General features: G+C 50.2%; 18 protein-coding genes and 1 pseudogene. 9 read left to right on the plus strand and 10 right to left on the minus strand.

The window, feature by feature from the left end; all coding sequences use genetic code 11:
- Positions 1-98: 98 nt before the first annotated feature.
- From ACKC9G_RS00745 to ACKC9G_RS00775, 7 genes are all read right to left on the minus strand, one after another.
- A complete protein-coding gene (locus ACKC9G_RS00745; RefSeq protein ID WP_411402944.1) occupies positions 99-899 on the minus strand; it encodes an enoyl-CoA hydratase-related protein in 801 nt (266 codons plus the stop codon).
- On the minus strand, positions 892-1,743 hold the full coding sequence (locus ACKC9G_RS00750; protein ID WP_411402946.1) for a 3-hydroxybutyryl-CoA dehydrogenase: 852 nt from the start codon (positions 1,741-1,743) through the stop codon (positions 892-894). Before ACKC9G_RS00750 ends, ACKC9G_RS00745 begins: the two co-directional genes overlap by 8 nt.
- Before the next feature lie 210 nt (positions 1,744-1,953).
- Positions 1,954-3,231, minus strand: coding sequence for a serine--tRNA ligase (gene serS, locus ACKC9G_RS00755; RefSeq protein WP_411402948.1), 1,278 nt, complete (start codon positions 3,229-3,231; stop codon positions 1,954-1,956).
- A gap of 16 nt (positions 3,232-3,247) precedes the next feature.
- Positions 3,248-3,634 (minus strand): fluoride efflux transporter CrcB, encoded by a 387-nt coding sequence (gene crcB, locus ACKC9G_RS00760; protein ID WP_411402950.1) that lies wholly within the window; start codon positions 3,632-3,634, stop codon positions 3,248-3,250.
- 22 nt (positions 3,635-3,656) lie between these two features.
- Positions 3,657-4,997, minus strand: a complete 1,341-nt coding sequence (locus tag ACKC9G_RS00765) for a replication-associated recombination protein A (RefSeq protein ID WP_411402952.1) — start codon at positions 4,995-4,997, stop codon at positions 3,657-3,659.
- Entirely contained in the window at positions 4,997-5,632 is a 636-nt protein-coding gene (lolA, locus tag ACKC9G_RS00770; RefSeq protein WP_411402954.1) for an outer membrane lipoprotein chaperone LolA, read from the minus strand. Before lolA ends, ACKC9G_RS00765 begins: the two co-directional genes overlap by 1 nt.
- Before the next feature lie 25 nt (positions 5,633-5,657).
- The gene (locus ACKC9G_RS00775; RefSeq protein ID WP_411402955.1) at positions 5,658-8,465 is read right to left on the minus strand and encodes a DNA translocase FtsK; all 2,808 of its coding nucleotides are present in this window, start codon (positions 8,463-8,465) and stop codon (positions 5,658-5,660) included.
- Positions 8,466-8,532: 67 nt separating this feature from the next.
- On the opposite strand from ACKC9G_RS00775, the gene aat reads away from it, so the two are divergent.
- The 3 genes from aat (at position 8,533) to infA (ending at position 10,330) form a co-directional block, all read left to right on the plus strand.
- Positions 8,533-9,261 (plus strand): leucyl/phenylalanyl-tRNA--protein transferase, encoded by a 729-nt coding sequence (aat, locus tag ACKC9G_RS00780; RefSeq protein ID WP_411402957.1) that lies wholly within the window; start codon positions 8,533-8,535, stop codon positions 9,259-9,261.
- Positions 9,252-9,953 (plus strand): arginyltransferase, encoded by a 702-nt coding sequence (locus ACKC9G_RS00785; protein ID WP_411402959.1) that lies wholly within the window; start codon positions 9,252-9,254, stop codon positions 9,951-9,953. Before aat ends, ACKC9G_RS00785 begins: the two co-directional genes overlap by 10 nt.
- A 158-nt stretch (positions 9,954-10,111) precedes the next feature.
- Positions 10,112-10,330 (plus strand): translation initiation factor IF-1, encoded by a 219-nt coding sequence (gene infA, locus ACKC9G_RS00790; protein WP_411402961.1) that lies wholly within the window; start codon positions 10,112-10,114, stop codon positions 10,328-10,330.
- 31 nt (positions 10,331-10,361) lie between these two features.
- On the opposite strand, the gene clpA is transcribed toward infA, so the two are convergent.
- Together clpA and clpS are read right to left on the minus strand one after the other, a co-directional pair.
- Complete coding sequence (gene clpA, locus ACKC9G_RS00795) at positions 10,362-12,617, minus strand: ATP-dependent Clp protease ATP-binding subunit ClpA (protein ID WP_411402963.1); 2,256 nt, start codon at positions 12,615-12,617, stop codon at positions 10,362-10,364.
- 22 nt (positions 12,618-12,639) lie between these two features.
- The gene (clpS, locus tag ACKC9G_RS00800; protein ID WP_411402965.1) at positions 12,640-12,981 is read right to left on the minus strand and encodes an ATP-dependent Clp protease adapter ClpS; all 342 of its coding nucleotides are present in this window, start codon (positions 12,979-12,981) and stop codon (positions 12,640-12,642) included.
- Between the two features lie 250 nt (positions 12,982-13,231).
- Here clpS and ACKC9G_RS00805 point away from each other — a divergent pair, with 250 nt between their 5' ends.
- The 6 genes and pseudogenes from ACKC9G_RS00805 to purB all read left to right on the plus strand — a co-directional run bounded on the left by ACKC9G_RS00805 (position 13,232) and on the right by purB (position 18,024).
- Positions 13,232-13,468, plus strand: coding sequence for a cold shock domain-containing protein (locus tag ACKC9G_RS00805; protein WP_411402967.1), 237 nt, complete (start codon positions 13,232-13,234; stop codon positions 13,466-13,468).
- 224 nt (positions 13,469-13,692) lie between these two features.
- A complete protein-coding gene (locus tag ACKC9G_RS00810; protein ID WP_411402969.1) occupies positions 13,693-14,433 on the plus strand; it encodes a pseudouridine synthase in 741 nt (246 codons plus the stop codon).
- Complete coding sequence (locus ACKC9G_RS00815; protein WP_411402971.1) at positions 14,363-14,764, plus strand: NUDIX domain-containing protein; 402 nt, start codon at positions 14,363-14,365, stop codon at positions 14,762-14,764. The genes ACKC9G_RS00810 and ACKC9G_RS00815 overlap by 71 nt, the downstream gene beginning before the upstream one ends.
- Positions 14,765-14,800: 36 nt before the next feature.
- Positions 14,801-15,904 (plus strand): annotated as a pseudogene (mnmA, locus tag ACKC9G_RS00820) (tRNA 2-thiouridine(34) synthase MnmA); the annotation flags it as partial.
- Between the two features lies 1 nt (position 15,905).
- A complete protein-coding gene (gene hflD, locus ACKC9G_RS00825; RefSeq protein WP_411402973.1) occupies positions 15,906-16,571 on the plus strand; it encodes a high frequency lysogenization protein HflD in 666 nt (221 codons plus the stop codon).
- 85 nt (positions 16,572-16,656) lie between these two features.
- Complete coding sequence (gene purB, locus ACKC9G_RS00830; protein WP_411402975.1) at positions 16,657-18,024, plus strand: adenylosuccinate lyase; 1,368 nt, start codon at positions 16,657-16,659, stop codon at positions 18,022-18,024.
- A 134-nt stretch (positions 18,025-18,158) separates the two neighbouring features.
- Here the strand turns inward: purB and ACKC9G_RS00835 are convergent, their stop codons facing one another.
- Positions 18,159-19,172: a quinone-dependent dihydroorotate dehydrogenase gene (locus ACKC9G_RS00835; RefSeq protein ID WP_411402977.1), complete on the minus strand. Its 1,014-nt coding sequence runs from the start codon at positions 19,170-19,172 to the stop codon at positions 18,159-18,161.
- Positions 19,173-19,202 lie beyond the last annotated feature (30 nt).

The following is a 19,202-nucleotide window of genomic DNA, read 5'->3' on the forward strand; positions in this document are numbered from 1 at the left end:
AATCGCTGGCTTTTTATTTGGCGAAGTAAAACTCTTTTATCAGTTACAGAAATCAATGGTTCTGTGTTTTTATAACTGAAATTTTCTTGGCCTGACTTCTATTGATCCTTGAAATGAGGAGCACGCTTCTCAATAAAAGCGGCCATGCCCTCTTTCTGATCTTCAGTGCTAAACGCCAGAGCGAAAAGGTCACTTTCCAGCTCACACGCCTCCTTCAATGGCATTGAAAGACCGCGATGAACCAGCTCCCGCGTCATGCGTACGGCCTGTGGCCCTTTCGATGCAATCTCTTCTGCCAGTTTGGTACCCGCCTCAATAAGTTTGTCGGCTTCGACAACTCGGTTACATAGCCCAATCCGTAGTGCTTCTTCGGCATTGATCATGCGGCCTGTCAGTAAAAGTTCCATGGCTATTGCGGGGCCAACACGACGTGGTAGTCGCTGAGTCCCGCCAAAACCTGCAGGAACACCCAGTGTGACTTCGGGCTGGCCGAGTTTGGCCTTGTCACTGACCAGCATCATGTCGCATGCCAGTGCCAACTCGCAGCCCCCGCCAAGGGCAAAGCCATTCACCAGCGCAATGCTGGCATAAGATGCTGTAGCAAGGCCCGCAAAGACTCTGCTGCCGAGTTGGCTGAAATTACGCGCCTGAGCAGGAGTCAGATCCTGCATTTGCGAGATGTCTGCACCTGCAGCAAAAGCTTTTTCGCCTGCCCCGGTAATCATCAATACGCGAATACGCTGATGCTCCAGGTAGCCAAGCACGAGCCCCAGCTCCTCAAGCAGGGTCTCATTCAGGGCATTCAGTTGCTTTGGCCGGTTCAGGGTCAGAAGTGCGATATCCGGCGCAGGCCAGCTGATATCAAGGGTCTGGAACTGGGGGGCTTCATGTTCAGACATAGCTAAAAAATCCTTTTCCGGTTTTCTTACCTAACCAGCCTGCAGCCACGTAATTTTTAAGTAGTGGCGCCGGGCGATATTTACTGTCACCAAGCTCTTTGTAGAGCACTTCCATGATGGCAAGGCAGGTATCAAGCCCAATAAAGTCAGCCAGGGTTAGTGGTCCCATGGGGTGGGCACAACCCAGTGTCATGGCCGTGTCGACATCGGCAGCGGAAGCCACGCCCTCTTCAAGTACAAAGCAAGCTTCGTTCAGCATCGGCATCAGAATACGGTTAACGATGAAGCCTGCCTTGTCACGGCTCTTAACCGCCTGTTTGCCCAGTTTTTCGGTAACACTCACGACCGTATCGACAGTGCTCTGTGCTGTGGCCAAACCCGGAATAACTTCCACCAGCCCCATTACTGGCACCGGATTAAAAAAGTGCATTCCGATGACTTTGTCCGGTCGCTGGGTAACTGCGCCAATGGTGGTTATGCTGATGGAGCTGGTATTTGAGGCAAGCAGGGTTTCGGCTTTACACAGGCTGTCGAGCTGGCGAAAGATATCCAGCTTGAGATCAAGGCGCTCGCTGGCAGCTTCGATGACGAGATCACAGTCGGCAAGCTCGGTCAGACCGTCGACCGGGCGAATGCGACTGGCAATGCTTTCAGCATCCTCTGCACTGAGCTTGCCCTTTTCTACCTGCTTATCCAGTCGTGACCGAATCCCGGAATGTCCTTTCTGGGCATGGGCAAGATTCATATCGGAAAGAAAAACGCTGTAGCCACATTGGGCCATGACATGGGCAATACCCGCTCCCATCTGTCCGGCACCTACAACACCGATGGATAATGACTCCATTCCTGTCTCCTCGTGGTATCTGCTAAAGATTGCTTCACCTTCGGAGGTTCGTTACTGCCTGAACCTGTCTTACGTCATCTTAGTGTGCGCCGCACCAAATAAGCAAAGCGCAAAGTCGTCTCAGTTTTTATCAAGTCGAAAAGATAATAAAAAACCCTGCAAAGGCAGGGTTTTCGTCACGTGAGTTTCAGGCTGGCAGGCAGCGCTAAATCAGGCGGGAGTCAGAACTTCCAGACCACCCATATAAGGACGCAGAACCTCAGGAATAATGACACTGCCATCATTCTGCTGATAGTTTTCAAGAATCGCGACCAGAGTACGGCCAACCGCAAGACCTGAACCATTCAGCGTATGCAGAAGCTCGGGCTTGCCGGTTTCCGGGTTGCGCCAGCGCGCCTGCATGCGACGTGCCTGGAAGTCAGTCATGTTGGAGCAGGAGGAAATCTCGCGGTATTTATCCTGAGCTGGCAGCCACACCTCGATGTCATAAGTCTTGGCTGCGCCGAACGTCATGTCGCCGCCACAAAGAACGATCACACGGTATGGCAAACCCAGAAGCTGGAGAATACGCTCGGCATGACCGGTCATTTCTTCCAGTGCATCAAAAGAGCGTCCAGGCTCGACCATCTGCACCATTTCCACTTTCTCAAACTGGTGCTGACGAATCATGCCGCGAGTGTCTTTACCGTAGGCACCGGCTTCACTTCGGAAGCAAGGGGTGTGAGCGGTTAGACGGACAGGCAAGTCTGCGGCAGGCAGAATCTCATCACGTGCAAAGTTTGTGAGTGGGACTTCTGCCGTTGGAATCAGGTAATAGCCCTGATCCCCTTCCAAACGGAAAAGGTCCTCAGCAAACTTGGGCAGCTGACCGGTGCCGTACAGACTGTCAGAGTTGACCATGTAAGGAACATAAGTTTCCTGGTAGCCATGCTCTTCACTGTGAGTGTTCAGCATGAACTGAATCAGCGCACGGTGCATTCGGGCCAGAGGACCTTTGATCGTCGAAAAGCGCGCGCCGGTCAGTTTGGCTGCCATGCCGAAGTCCAGCCCCAGCTTCTCACCAATATCGACATGATCGCGAGGTTCGTAATCGAGCTGTGTTGGAGTACCCCAACGACGCACTTCAACGTTATCGTCTTCTGACAGGCCCTGAGGAACAGACGCATCGGGCAGGTTTGGAACAGCCAGCAGGAAATCGTCCAGCTTCTGCTGAACCACTTGCAGCTGAGACTTGGCGGCGTCCAGTTCTTCACCAAGACGGCCAACATCAGCCAGCAAAGGTGCGATATCCTGCCCCGAGGCTTTTGCTTTGCCGATCTCTTTGGACCGCGAGTTGCGCTCATTCTGTAAACGCTCGGTCGTGATCTGGACTTCCTTGCGCTCTGCTTCCAGGGTGTTGAACGCATTCACGTCCAGTTCAAAACCCTTTTTCTTGAGCAGTTGAGCGACTTCTTCGATTTCGTTGCGAAGGAGTTTGGGATCAAGCATGGTCAGGTCTGTTCTTTCAGAGTGAATTAAAAATAAGGCGCATCAGCCAAATGCCTAAGGCGGCGGCGATCACCGTACAAAACACGCTGCTCATCATATAAAGCAACGCCTGCAAGGGCAGTTCACGCTCAAAAAGCGCCACACTTTCCAGCGCAAAAGAAGAATATGTCGTCAGAGCACCCAAAAAGCCGGTGATCAGTAATGGGCGAGCGGAAACAGGGAGTATGCCCTTTTCAGAAATAAGAATATAGATAACACCAATCAAAAATGAGCCTATCACATTGATGATAAAGGTCGCCCATGGAATCCCGGGTTTGAACAATGGGGCGAGCCAAAGAGTGAGGCTGTAGCGGGAGATGGCTCCTACTGCGCCTCCCAATGCGATAAACAACATCATTTGCATGGGTCGGGCATTCCTTTAGAGATTAAGATTCATAGCGCTTGTTTGGGCTGGCTTCATCCAACCCACGAAGATAGTCGAGTTTTTCGCTGATCTTACGTTCCAGACCCCGTGGCTGCGGATGATAAAAGCGCTCATGAGCCAGAGCTTCAGGAAGATAGATCTCACCTGCTGCATAGGCTTCGGGCTCATCATGCGCGTAGCGATATTCTGCACCATAACCCAGACTGGCCATCAATTCTGTCGGCGCATTACGCAAATGCACCGGCGCTTCCAGACTGCCTTCGCGCGCGACGGCTTCCTGGGCGGCTTTCCAGGCGGTGTACACCGCATTACTTTTGGGCGCGCAGGCACAGTAAACCGCAGCTTGGGCAATGGCTCGCTCTCCTTCTGCGGGGCCAACCCGCTGAAAAATATCCCAGGCGTTAAGAGTAATTTCCAGTGCACGCGGGTCAGCATTGCCAATGTCTTCAGACGCGATGGCCAGCAAGCGGCGAGCCACATAAAGCGGATCGCCACCACCATCCAGCATGCGTGCGTACCAATACAAGGCGCCATCGGGGGACGATCCACGAACAGATTTGTGGAAAGCAGAAATCTGGTCGTAGTAAAGATCGCCCTGCCGGTCAAAGCGGCGGCTGCCCTGGATAAGAATATCGTCAAGATCCGCATCATTGACGATCAGCTTGTCACCCTGTTGGAGAGCAACATCGGAAATAAGTTCCAAAAGATTCAGTGAGGTTCTTCCATCCCCATCAGCGGCGCGGGCAATTTTGCGTTTTTGCTCTGGAGAAAGCTGAAGATTCAGGTGAGCCAGGCCGCGGGGCTCTGTGAGCGCCTGCTCTATCATGCCCAGCAAGTCTTCTTCGGTGAGAGATTTCAGCAGATAGGTGCGGGCTCGTGAGAGCAAAGCATTATTGAGCGCAAAGGAGGGGTTCTCTGTAGTGGCTCCCACAAAGACCAGTAACCCATCCTCAACGTGAGGCAGAAAGGCATCCTGCTGCGATTTATTAAAGCGATGGACTTCGTCGACAAACAGGAGTGTCTTGGTACCCATGCTCTGACGTTGTTTGGCCATTTCAACAACGTCGCGAATTTCTTTCACTCCGGCCAGTACTGCCGAGAGTGTAACGAAATAGGCACTGGCATTTTCAGCAACCAGCCGGGCAAGCGTGGTTTTACCTACGCCCGGTGGCCCCCAGAGAATCATTGAATGAAGGCGGCCCTGATCAAGTGCACGTTTGAGGGGCTTTCCTGGGCCGAGCAAGTGTTTCTGGCCCACATAATCCGCAAGCGTCCGGGGACGCATGCGGCTGGCAAGTGGCTGATCCTGAGCATCAGTGTTGGCGAACAGATCGTCCGCCATTAGTTTTGCTCGATAAGATCAACGCCTTCAGGCGGAGTGAATTTAAAAAGATTAGAGGGCAGCATCACATCCTCTTCCATGTTACGGAAGGTGATACGCGTTTGCTGTGACAGGGAGTCGGAGAAGCTCATCTCCTGCAAAGAAGAATCCTTGAAGCTCATGCGAAGTTCTGTGAAAAGGCTTTCTTTATCCTTGGGTTTTAGCTGGAAGAACCAGAGTCCATTCCCATCAGTACGCCCTTGCACATCAAAGGACTTCTCAATCGCTTTGACATCATTACTCAGCAACAATGCGGGTGTCGCCGTGGCGCGACGATCCAGCGGTTGCTTGGTAACCTGCTCAAGATCTTTGTCATACAGCCAGACAAACTTGCCATCGGAGACCAGCAGTTGAGCGTAAGGCTCATCAGTCTCCCAGCGGAAAAGATCAGGTTTTTGTAAATCAATGGAGCCCGTGGTCTGTTGCAGAGGGCGACCATTGGCGTCGACAACCACTTGTTGGAAGTCAGCCGTCCAGGTGTTGTGCTGACTCAGAATACGATGGAAAGCCTCTACGGCACTTTCTTCAGCATTGGCAACCAGACTGGTGAAGCCCAGCAGCAAAGCAGTACCCAGTGTTAACAGCCGTTTTTTCATAGCGATGCTTTGATTTCCAAGATGATTAGTTTCGACCGGCATTCGGTGCCAGAATTTCACGCGCACCATTATTGTTGGGCGCACTGACCAGTCCGGCAGACTCCATTGCTTCAACCATTCGTGCCGCGCGGTTATACCCAATCTTCAGTTTACGTTGCACTGAGGAGATGGACGCACGACCACTTTCAAGGACGAAGGCAACCGCTTCATCATATAACGGGTCCGATTCCTCTTCGTAGTTACCGCCTGTATCAGCAGAGCCTGCACCGTCAATAGGTGTTTCAAGAATCTCGTCGATGTATTCAGGGGTGCCACGTTGTTTCCATTCCTCAACGACACGATGGACTTCATCATCATCTACAAAGGCGCCATGCACACGAGAAGGCAGATTACTGCCAACCGGCATATAGAGCATGTCACCATTTCCAAGGAGGCTCTCTGCGCCCCCCTGATCCAGAATGGTTCTGGAATCAATTTTTGAGGAAACCTGAAAGGCGATACGCGTTGGAACGTTAGCTTTGATCAAACCTGTGATGACATCAACCGATGGTCGCTGTGTTGCAAGAATCAGATGAATTCCCGCAGCTCGTGCTTTCTGAGCAATACGAGCGATCAGCTCTTCAACCTTTTTGCCGACCATCATCATCATGTCGGCAAACTCGTCGATGATGACGACGATATAGGGCAAGGGCTCAAGCTCAGGTGCAAAGTCTTCAAACGACTCTTCTTTCTTCCATAAAGGATCCGTCATGGGTTCACCGCGCGCCGCCGCTTCGGCAATCTTGCGGTTAAAACCATCAAGGTTACGAACCCCCGCTGCCGCCATTAACTGGTAGCGGCGCTCCATCTCGCCAACACACCAGCGAAGAGCTCCGGCAGCCTCTTTCATGTCGGTGATTACCGGTGTCAAAAGATGCGGAATGCCATCATAAATCGACAGCTCGAGCATTTTTGGGTCGACCATGATCATACGCACCTGTTCCGGTGTGCACTTGAACAGCAGGCTCAGAATCATGGCATTGACGCCCACTGATTTACCTGAGCCCGTTGTACCCGCAACCAGAAGGTGTGGCATTTTGGAAAGGTTGGCAACCACAGGGAAACCGCCAATATCGTGGCCTAACGCCAGCGGTAGAGGGGATTTTGTTCCCTGGTACACATCAGATTGCAGAACTTCACGCAGGCGCACTGTGGCGCGACGTTCATTCGGAATTTCAAGACCGATAACCGACTTACCGGGGATGACCTCAACCACACGAACACTCATGACCGCCATTGAGCGTGCAAGGTCTCGTGAAAGATTGGTGATCTTGCTGGCTTTAACGCCTGGAGCTGGCTGCACTTCAAATCGGGTAATTACCGGGCCAGGATTAACGGCGACCACTTCAGCTTTAACACCAAAGTCGAGAAGCTTTGCTTCAAGTAAAGCGCTCAGTTCCTGCAGCTTTTCTGCGGAATAGCCAGGCCCTTTGTTTTCATCGGGTACGTCGAGTACTTCGATCGGCGGTAATGCTGATAAAGCGACTGTGGGTGTAAGAGGTGCGGGTCGCTTCGCTGGCTCATCGTCTTCAGGTAGAGACTGACGCCCCAGCGGCTGGACTGCAATTCCCGGCTTTAACGGAGCGCTACCCTGAGGTGTCGGAACAGCTCTTGGCTCAGCCTGCTCTTCTCCCCTGCCCTGCTCTACAAACTGGGCGGTATCAATGGTCTCGTCCCATGGTGCTGGCTCATGATGAGGGACGATATTGTCGAGAACCGGAACTTCCGCATCATTTTGAGGGGCGCTTTCTGCATACCAGCTGGTGAAATCGGGTGACGGTTGTTCTGAGTCATCGCTTTCAAAAGCGTCACTTTGATCCCACTGAGACTGAGTTGCCGTAACATCAATGTAGTTAGCTTGCTCATCCGCAAGTGCATCTAATTGCTGATCCATTTCGCGTGACTGCGAAACCGGCTGGGATGTCCTTTCTTCTGGTAACTCAGCGTCATGCAAGGGCGTAAAAACATCATCAATCGTTTCTATCGCTTCGGGTTGTGTAGCCGCTGAGTTGACCGGTCCCTTCGTGGTTGCTGATTCTTGTTGTTGCTTATTTCTCGCCTGGGATAAAAAGTCTGCAAATTCAGGCTCAACGCGAACCTGCTTTCCTTCAACGGAAACACCGGGCAGAGCATCTTCATAACGCTGCGCTTTCTTTTCCTTGCGACGCTCTGAAATCGCAGCCATTTGCTCAGCGCCCCAGCACAGCTGCTTGCCAATCCACTCAGCAATCTGAAGTAGCGAGAGGTTTGTAAAGAGAGAGAGTCCAATCAGAAAAACGCAGGTCATGACTATAGAGCCACCCTGCACTTTTAGCGCCTGAAGGATTAAAGGTGCCAGATTCTGACCAATCAAACCGCCTGCGGTATAGGTATAACCCAGCGTTTTTGGATCCATGTGAATGCTGGCAAGAATGGAGGTTGAGATAACCAGACAACACAGGCCAATGAGACGAATCGCCAAAATGCCTAAGGTATACCAGCTAGGTTTGTACCAGACCTTGAGCGCCCAGTAGACTTTGAGGCATAACAGGACAGGTAGCATCAGGGCGCTGACCCCAAAGAGAGAAAACAGCAAATCGGCAAGCCAGGCACCCCAGGCGCCAGCGGCATTACGAATGTCACTGTGCCAACCGAGATGACTCCAACCGGCATCGCCCGGATTGTAAGTCAGCAGGGTTAACATAACGAAGGCACCAATACCGATAACGGCAAGTAAAAAGCCGTCTTTCAAGAGGTGAACAATAGATTCAATAAAGCGATCCCGACTGCGGGGTTGGATCTTTTTCGCTTGCAAAATCAGCCCTTTATTTAAGACACGCTACGAGGTCTGTATTATAACCAAAACCCTTGGACGAATATCCATGCTGCACTGGCTAGATGAAACAAATAACTTTCCGCCGACGAGCCAGGCGCTTAGAGATCCTGATGGATTGCTGGCTGTTGGTGGAGATCTTTCGAGTACACGTTTGCTTGCCGCGTATCAGCGTGGAATTTTCCCGTGGTACAGCGAAGGGTCGCCGATACTCTGGTGGAGCCCTGCCCCACGGTTTGTGATTTATCCGGATGAACTGAATATTAACCGTTCACTCCGTAAGGCCATCAATAAAACACCTTTTGATATCACCATCAATCAGGCATTTGAGGATGTTATTAGTTTTTGCGCTGATGTTCCTCGGCCCGGTCAGGATGGCACCTGGATTCAACCAGAAATGCAAGCAGCCTATATCGCCATGCATCAGGTTGGCTGGGCGCACTCGGTCGATGTCTGGCATGATGGGCAGCTGGTAGGTGGTCTCTATGGCCTCGCGGTTGGTCGGGTTTTCTTCGGTGAGTCTATGTTTTCGCTTATGCCCAACGCTTCTAAAGTCGCTTTTGCTTTGTGGTGTCAAAAGCTCAATGAACTGGGGTGTGACATGATTGACTGCCAGATGGAAACCCCGCACATGGTCAGCATGGGGGGTCGTCGCGTCCTAAGAAACGTCTTTGAACGCCGGTTGAAAACGACTCAGAGCGAGACTAATTATCTAAGAGATGCCATCAAAGGGATCTCGCACCAGCCGTTAATGCGTCGGGAGCAGACATGCAGATAGAAAAGCTGCGTTTTTATGCAACCCCGGAACATAACTGCAGCTATCTTCCGGGCCAGACCGCAAAAACTCTTTTTGTCGATCCGGATATTGATATAGACCATACCGGTTATGGCTTGCTTTCAGACCTGGGGTTTCGTCGAAGCGGCAAGCACCTGTACCGGCCTCATTGTGAACAGTGCAGCGCTTGTATATCGGTCAGAGTCCCTGTCGAAAGTTTTACTCCCGATAAACGTCAACGCCGCATCGCAAGAAAAAATGACCACTTGCGTGCCTCCATTGTGCTACCAGCGTTTAATGAAGAGCACTATGCCCTCTATGTGAAATACATTGAGGGTAAGCACGCTGATGGTGATATGTACCCTCCTTCAGAGGCTCAATACATCAGCTTTTTGGTTGAGGGGCGTGAAGATACCCGCTTTGTTGAGTTTCGTGATGGCGATCAGTTAGTCGCCATTGCGGTTGTCGACTTCCTCGATAGCGGCTTGTCGGCCGTCTACACATTTTACGACCCTGATAACAAGAACAGTCTGGGTGTGTACGCAGTGCTTTGGCAAATCGCGTATGCGAAGCAGCATTTTTACTCGTTCATCTACCTTGGCTACTGGATTAAAGACTGTCGAAAGATGAGTTATAAGCTTGAGTATCGTCCGCTACAGCTTCTTATCAATGGACAATGGGTGCTCTGCAATTAGCCCCGTATTGCCCGTTAGCCTTGAAATCTCAAAAAAATGGTGCAAAAACACATAATTATGTGAGGGTGGCTGATTCATTCTTTGCCACTTGATCATCCTTAGGGCACAATAATGCCCGCCAGATAAAACCCGTTTCAAAATTTAACGAGGAAGGCTGAATGGCCAAAGAAGATTCGATTGAAATGGAAGGCGTCGTTGTCGACACCCTCCCTAACACCATGTTTCGTGTTGAGCTTGAGAACGGCCACGTTGTGACTGCTCACATCTCCGGTAAAATGCGTAAGAATTACATCCGCATCCTGACGGGTGACAAAGTTAAGGTGGAGATGACTCCTTACGACCTGACTAAAGGTCGCATCGTCTACCGCTCCCGCTGATCCCGGCAGCGAGGACTCAGGGGAGCAGCCCTTAGGCTGCTTCCACCTCGAGTTTCAGTTCATCATTCTCTACTGACACTTCTACCTTACCGCCCTTCTCACTCAGCTTGCCAAATAGAATGTCTTCTGCCAGAGGACGTTTCATTTTGTCCTGAATGAGTCGAGCCATGGGTCGAGCTCCCATCTTGTCGTCATAGCCGTGCTTAGCCAGCCAGGCGCGAGCGTCATCATCCACTTCAATAGTGACTTGCTTCTCGTCCAGCTGCGTCTGCAGATCGACCAGGAACTTATCGACGACGTGTTTAATAACTTCTGTGTCCAGTGGCTGGAATTGCACAATACTATCCAGACGGTTGCGGAACTCAGGCGTAAAGGTCCGACGGATAACTTCCATGCCGTCAGTGCTATTGTCCTGAGTTGAGAAGCCAATGGAGCGTTTACTGAGGACTTCAGCACCAGCATTGGTTGTCATAATAAGAATGACGTGACGGAAGTCTGCTGAGCGACCATTGTTGTCTGTCAATGTGCCATTATCCATCACCTGCAAAAGCAGGTTATAGACATCCGGATGCGCCTTCTCAATTTCATCCAGCAGAAGTACACAGTGGGGACTCTTAGTGATGGCTTCTGTCAGCAACCCACCCTGATCAAACCCTACGTAGCCAGGAGGTGCGCCAATGAGCCGTGACACGGTGTGCTGTTCCATGTACTCGGACATATCAAAGCGAACCAGCTCAATCCCCAGCATTTTTGCAAGCTGGGCGGTTACCTCAGTTTTACCAACCCCGGTGGGGCCTGCTAGCAAAAAGCATCCGACTGGCTTGTTGGGTGATTTAAGACCAGCGCGTGAAAGTTTGATTGAAGAGCTAAGGCTACTGATCGCCTGATCTTGGCCAAATACAACCATCTTGAGATTGTCTTCGAGCTTACGCAGCAAATCTTTATCTGATGCCGACACGCTCTTAGGTGGAATTCTTGCGATCTTCGCGACAACAGCTTCAATTTCTTCTACATCGATAACTGTTTTGCGCTCATCTTCTTTCGCCAGTCTTTGGAAGGCTCCGGCTTCGTCGACCACATCGATGGCTTTATCGGGCATGTGCTTATCAGTGATATAACGCGCGGCCATATCAGATGCTGCGCGGAGTCCGGCATCGGTGTAAGTGACTTCGTGATGTTCTTCAAAGCGTGACTTCAAGCCCAGAAGGATCTGGTAGGTGTCATCGGCGCTGGGTTCAAGCACATCCACTTTCTGGAAACGACGAGCCAAAGCGCGATCCTTTTCAAAGATACCTCTGAACTCCTGGAACGTTGTTGAGCCAATACAGCGCAACTCTCCAGAACTCAGCAAAGGTTTCAATAAATTGGAGGCATCCATAGCCCCGCCAGAGGCTGCGCCTGCACCAATGATGGTATGGATTTCGTCAATAAAGAGTACCGCATGCTTCTGCTTTTTGAGCTGAGCAAGCAGTCCTTTGAGGCGTTTTTCAAAATCACCGCGGTACTTGGTGCCCGCAAGCAAAGAGCCTAAATCCAGGCTGTAAATCACACTTTGCTTGATAACGTCAGGAACCTGTCCTTCAACAATAAGTTTTGCCAAACCTTCAGCAATTGCCGTTTTACCGACCCCAGCCTCGCCAACAAGTAATGGATTGTTCTTGCGACGGCGGCAAAGAATCTGAACAACGCGCTCTACTTCAGAAGAACGACCAACCAACGGATCAATGCGCCCTTTCAGTGCAACTTCATTCAGATTGGTGGCATAGCTGGTGAGCGGATTTGCAGTCGCCTCATTCGTTGACTCAGTGCGCTCTTCCTGTTCTGCCTCGGCTTCGAAGTCATGGTCCTCAGTCACTTTGGAGATGCCATGAGAGATAAAGTTCACGACGTCGAGGCGCTCGATACCCTGCTGGTGAAGAATGTAAACGGCCTGACTTTCCTGCTCGCTAAAGATCGCAACCAGTACATTGGCACCAGTAACTTCTTTTTTACCAGAAGACTGGACATGAAACACTGCGCGTTGGATTACGCGCTGAAAGCCAAGCGTTGGCTGAGTTTCACGTTCAGGATCGGTATCAGGAATAAGTGGGGTAGTAGCATCGACGAATTCCGCTAAACCCTTACGTAGATTCTCAAAATTAGCGCCACAGGCTTTGAGGACTTCAACGGCGTCCTTGTTGTCCAGCAAAGCAAGTAGTAGATGCTCCACCGTCATAAATTCATGGCGTTTTTCACGTGCTACGCGATAAGCCAATCCCAGGGAGAACTCTAGATCTCTGTTCAACATAGCTTTGCCCTTCTCCAGGTATTTACCCGACCCGCTCAACTTCGCACATCAAGGGGTGCTGGCTCTGGCGTGCATACTGGTTCACCTGTTGTGCTCGAGTTTCAGCAAGATCCTTAGGGAAAATGCCGCAAATACCCTTACCTTTCTGATGTACCGCGAGCATGACCTGAGTCGCACTCTCTTCGTCCATGCTAAAGAAATATTGCAAGACATGGACCACAAAATCCATCGGCGTATAGTCATCGTTCAACATTACAACCTGATACTTAGGAGGTTCCTTAAGCTTAGGTTTGGCCGGCTGAACTGCGAGGCCATGATCCATCGCATCATCATGATCATGATCCGCTGAGAGCCATATACTCATGTTTCAAATTGTCTCCATCTCGTCTTCCCTCTGAATGATATCCCCGGCCAGCCTGCGCCTCCACACTATTTAGTGGATACAAATCGCGATGACTTCAATGCTGGCAGGCCATGGAAAAATGTGCCACACTCAACTTAACAAAACTTACATAAGTTTCCTGTCATTTCTTGCTGTTACAGGAATATTTATTAACTGTCCAAATTTGGTATTGATTTAGTTACCAGAGCTAGTGTGACGAGGAGGCGAAGTTATGTATTCAGGGAAAGTCAAGTGGTTCAATAACGCCAAAGGCTACGGATTCATTCTTGCCGAAGACGGAACTGACGAAGACTTGTTTGTTCATTACTCAGCTATCCAGATTGAGGGTTACAAAACTCTTAAAGCTGGTCAGCGTGTACAGTTCGAAACTCAACCAGGTCCTAAAGGGACGCACGCAGTTAATATCCGACCGATGCTTGAGTCTGTTAAGAGTATTGAAACTCACTAAGCCTTAAGCTGTAGTCTGGCCGCTCTGTTTTCAAGTGCGGTCAGCTCTTTCCTTAATTACACCTGTTTTAAAACGCCTGCCCTTCTACTTATCCAGCCTTTGTAACTACTAAATCTAATCACTTGTTCGAGTGAACTTCACTTAAGTGTTATCCTCTTTTCCTTCTGGTGCAACATTGCTTGATGGGTGTGGCACTCTTTGTGGATCACTCACGAATATCGCCAATGCCTTCTGTTTTACTCTTCAATAAGCCCTTTCAGGTGATGAGTCAGTTCACTGATGATCAGGGCAGAGCCACGTTGAGTGACTTCATCAATATCAAGGGGGTTTACGCTGCCGGTAGGCTGGATTATGACTCTGAGGGTTTAATGCTGCTGACCTCTGATGGCCCTCTACAAAACCTGATTGCATCGCCTGCGTTCAAACTTCCGAAAACTTATCTGGTCCAGGTTGATGGAGAGATTACTGAGGAAGCAGTTAAGACGCTTTCTGGAGGTGTCATTCTCAAGGATGGCCTTACGTTACCCGCGATAGCTGAAAGGATTGAGCCGCCAGATCTTTGGGAGCGTAATCCACCGGTAAGGTTCAGGGCCAACATTCCCACAAGCTGGATACGACTCACTATTACCGAAGGTAGAAATCGGCAGGTGCGACGGATGACCGCAGCAGTTGGCTTTCCGACATTACGTCTGGTGCGTGAGGCCATCGGTCCCTGGTCTATTCATCACCTGAACTCTGGTGAATCACAGCTTATTGAGCTTTCATCAACGCAAATCGTCGAGATTTTTCCTCAAGGAATAAGCCCTGCCTCCGGCCATAAGCGCAGCTCAAGGAGTACTCATGACAATTCATCTCACCGTCGCTACCGTAGTGGAGCAGCGAGGAAAGCTGCTAATGGTTCAGGAGCGCGCAAGCAATCAAACTCTGGTATGGAATCAGCCGGCCGGGCACGTCGAAGTCGGTGAACAGTTAGTTGATGCAGCCGTCCGTGAGACTCTCGAAGAAAGTGGATGGCTTGTTGAGATTGACTATTTGATTGGCGTGTACACTTTTCAGCCTGAGCCGGGCGCACACTTTTGCCGTTTCTGTTTTGCTGGACGTCCGGTGCGACAAGTGACCTCGGCGCTTGATCCGGATATTATACGCGCCTCATGGTTGAGTCCTGATGAGCTTCTGGCTGATCCTGATACTTGGCGATCCCGTCTCGTTGGCGATGCGATTAACGACTATCGTGCCGGTAAGCGCTTCAGCTTGGATTTATTGCATGAAGACCCTACGTTGTCAGCAGCAACCTGATTTCACCAACCTCTATTTTTCGAGAAAGCAACAGTCCAGATGAACCCAGCAGATACCAAAGTAATCGTTGGCATGTCCGGTGGAGTTGACTCTTCCGTATCTGCTCTTCTTCTTATTCAGCAAGGCTATCAAGTTGAAGGCCTTTTTATGAAAAATTGGGAAGAAGATGACGGTACCGACTACTGTACGGCCATGACAGATCTGGCGGATGCGCAGGCTGTATGCGACAAGCTGGGTATTGTGCTGCATAAGGCTAACTTTGCTGCAGAGTATTGGGATAACGTCTTTGAGCACTTTCTCGAAGAGTATCGCGCTGGTAGAACGCCCAATCCCGATATTCTTTGTAATCGTGAAATTAAATTTAAAGCGTTTCTGGATTATGCCAAGCATCTTGGGGCCGGTCTCATCGCTACCGGTCACTATGTACGTAAGATTGAAGTAGATGGCCGTACCCAGCTATTGAAAGGCAATGATCCCAATAAGGACCAAAGCTATTTCCTGCATGCGGTGGGTGAAAAAGAGCTGGCTATGACGCTGTTTCCGGTAGGCGAGCTGCCAAAGCCCGAGGTCAGAAAACTGGCTGAACAACATGATCTGGTCACTGCCGACAAGAAAGACAGTACTGGCATTTGTTTTATCGGGGAGCGTCGTTTCAAGGATTTCCTTAAACAGTATCTTCCAGCCCAGCCAGGTAATATTGAGACGCCCGAAGGCCAGGTAATAGGTGAGCATCAGGGGTTAATGTATCACACTCTTGGGCAGCGCCAGGGTTTGGGTATTGGCGGTCTTAAAGAGTTTGGTGATGCGCCATGGTATGTGGCAGTTAAAGATCTTGAGCGAAATGTATTGGTTGTAACTCAGGGTAAGGAGCATCCGCTTCTTTTCTCAAAAGGGTTAATAGCTAGTCATATTTATTGGGTTGATGGCGAAGGCCCTGCCTCAGAAACTCGTTGTTATGCCAAAACGCGCTATCGTCAACCTGATCAGGCTTGTACCCTGCTTAGAACCGACGCTGGTTACAAAGTTATTTTTGATGAACCTCAGCGTGCGGTAACGCCTGGCCAGTCTGTAGTCTTTTATCTGAATGATGTCTGTCTCGGTGGCGGTGTAATTGAGTCTACTTTTGACGAGGCTCAATGATATGGCAACAAATTACACCTCTCAGGTCATGGCGTTGGCAGCTGTCTTTCAGGTTTCCCGTCTGGTGGATGATATTGCTAAACGCAATACCTTTAATCAGACGTGTCTGGAAACGTCGATCCAAAGTCTCTTTATTATGACACCGCAAACCCCTGATCAGGTTTACGGTGGCGAGAATGCGCTGCGGTTTAATCTGGCAACAGGTTTGCGAGAGCTGCGGGCCATGCTGGAAAAGGATGAAGACCAGCATCGTGATATTGTTCGCTACTCTATTAGTCTCCTGCACCTTGAGCGAAAACTTGACGGTCGCTCCGACATGCTCGAACAAATTGCAAAGAAAATTCCGGATATTGAGCGTCAGGCGACTTTCTTTGCCGAGGGAGAGGACGAGGCAGAGCGGGATCGTTACTGTCATCCAACCGTGTTAAGTGCTTTGGCCGGACTGTATCAGGACACCTTGAGCACTTTCTCCTTTCGGATTCAGGTTGCTGGCAATCCTGGTCATTTGCGTGATGCGACTAATGTGCACCGCATTCGCGCTCTACTGCTGGCCGGTATCCGTGCTGCTCGCCAGTGGCGACAGTTGGGTGGTCGGCGCTGGCAGTTGATTTTCTATCGTCGCAAACTTCTGGAGGCATGTATCGCCTTACAGGAAGGACGTAACTAAAAATTGCATAAGCACTCGAGCGGATCATCCGTTATAATGCGCCTTCCTTTTTCTATGATCATTCAGGAAGCTGCGAGTCGCACTGATGGAATTATCCGCTCTTACCGCTGTATCCCCTATTGATGGCCGCTATGGCAGCAAAACTGCTGCTTTTCGCTCAATTTTCAGCGAATACGGTCTGATCCGTTTTCGCGTCATCGTAGAGATTCGTTGGCTGCAGAAGCTTGCTTCTCATCCTCAGATCAGCGAAGTGCCTAGTCTCTCTGCTGCGGCTAACGACTTCCTTAATGCGATGGTTGATAACTTCAGTATTGAAGATGCTGAGCGAGTTAAGACCTTTGAGCGCACCACGAATCACGATGTCAAAGCTGTTGAATACTTCATCAAAGAGAAGCTTGAAGAAGTTTCTGAGCTGCATGCCATTAGTGAATTTGTTCATTTTGCCTGTACTTCAGAAGACATTAACAATCTGTCTCATGCGTTGATGCTGCAGGCTGGTCGTGACGAAGTCATGGTTCCTGCAATGAGTAAAATCATTGCTGATATTAGCGCTCTTGCCGCTGCTCATGCGGATCAGCCAATGCTGAGCCGTACTCATGGTCAAACCGCCTCCCCTACTACTCTTGGTAAGGAGATGGCGAACGTGGTTTACCGCCTTCAACGTCAGCTTGAGCAGATCAAAGCCGTTGAAATGCTAGGCAAGATCAATGGCGCAGTAGGTAACTACAATGCCCATATGGCGGCTTATCCTGAGATTGACTGGCAGGCGAATGCACAGGAATTCATCGAATCTCTGGGGGTGACTTTTAACCCCTACACCACGCAGATTGAGCCTCACGACTATATCGCAGAGCTCTTTGATGCGATTGCCCGCTTTAACACCATTCTGATCGACTTTGATCGTGATGTCTGGGGTTATATCTCTATGGGATATTTCAAGCAGCGTACTATTGCAGGCGAAGTTGGTTCTTCCACCATGCCGCATAAAGTTAACCCGATCGATTTCGAAAACTCTGAAGGCAATCTGGGTATCGCTAATACTGTATTCCAGCATCTGGCGACCAAACTGCCTATTTCTCGCTGGCAGCGTGACTTAACTGACTCCACTGTTCTGCGTAATTTGGGTGTCGGCATGGGGCATAGTCTGATTGCTTATGAAGCGACTCTTAAAGGTATATCCAAGCTTGAGATGAATGCTGGTCGTCTTGATGACGATCTCAATAACAGCTGGGAAGTCCTGGGCGAGGCAATTCAGACTGTTATGCGTCGCTATGGTATTCCCAAGCCTTACGAGAAGCTGAAAGAGCTGACTCGCGGCAAGGGTATTGATCAACAGACGCTGAAGGTCTTCATCGAAGGGTTGGAACTACCTGAAGATGTTAAGCAGGAATTGATTGCAATGACGCCTGCGAGCTACACCGGCTCAGCGGCTGCACAGGCCAAAGCTCTGTAAGCGCTTTAATCTCTGCTATTAAAAAAGGAGGCTGATGCCTCCTTTTTTATTGTCGCCGTCTCAGCTTTTCTGTTTGGATAGTAAGCGCATAAAGTAGAAAAACTCTTCTGAGTAAGTGCTGGTCAAAAAGCTGTTTAAGCCAGAGCTTCCACGCACTCCCTTACCAAGGCTGGTCCGCGATAGATAAGTCCTGAGTAGAGCTGAATCAAAGAAGCGCCTGCATCAATTTTTTCTACGGCATCACGAGCATCAAGAATCCCGCCTACGCCAATAATCGGTAGCGTGCCCTGCAGATGATCGGCAAGCGTTTGAATGGCCGCGGTTGATGCTTCCTTTACCGGCCTCCCGCTCAAACCGCCTGCCTCTTCACCATGCTTTAAGCCGCGTACAGCATCACGCGAAATAGTTGTGTTGGTGGCGATGACTGCATCCATTTTGCTTTCCACCAGCGTATCCGCAACCATTCTGAATTCATCTGCGGTCATGTCCGGCGCGATTTTAACGGCGATGGGGACGCGCTTGCCAAAGGTCTGGGAAAGCTCATCGCGCTTGTCATCCAGTGGTTTAAGCAGCGATTTCAGGGATTCGCCATACTGTAGCGTTCGAAGTCCTGGGGTGTTGGGTGATGAAATATTGACCGTAATGTAGCTTGCCTGCGCATAGGCTTTTTCAAGGCAAATCAGATAATCCTGTAATGCGTCCTCCACTGCAGTGAAGACGTTTTTACCAATGTTGATTCCCAGGATGCCACGGTAATCAGCGGCTTCTACGTTCTGCAGGAGTGCTTCAATACCCTTATTGTTAAAGCCCATACGGTTGATAATGGCTTCGCGCTCAGGAAGACGAAAGAGACGAGGTTTTGGGTTGCCTGGTTGAGGTTTGGGGGTAATCGTACCTATCTCCACAAAACCGAAACCCAAGGCTGCCAGGCCATCTATGCAGGCGCCGTTCTTATCAAGGCCTGCGGCAAGGCCTACGGCATTGGGAAACTCAAGCCCCATCACATTCACTGGCTTGTTAATACCAGGCTTTTTGATCAGCTTGGTAAGGCCTAGCCTTGATGCGGCAGCCAGCCAGTCAAGAGTGAGTTCATGCGCAGTTTCCGCAGAAAGGGAAAAGAGTAAAGGTTTAATAATGCCGTATGCCATGGAGCTCTCCTTCGGGAACGCGCCCATTAT

This window comes from Pokkaliibacter sp. CJK22405 (assembly GCF_046614695.1).
GTDB lineage: Bacteria > Pseudomonadota > Gammaproteobacteria > Pseudomonadales > Balneatricaceae > Pokkaliibacter.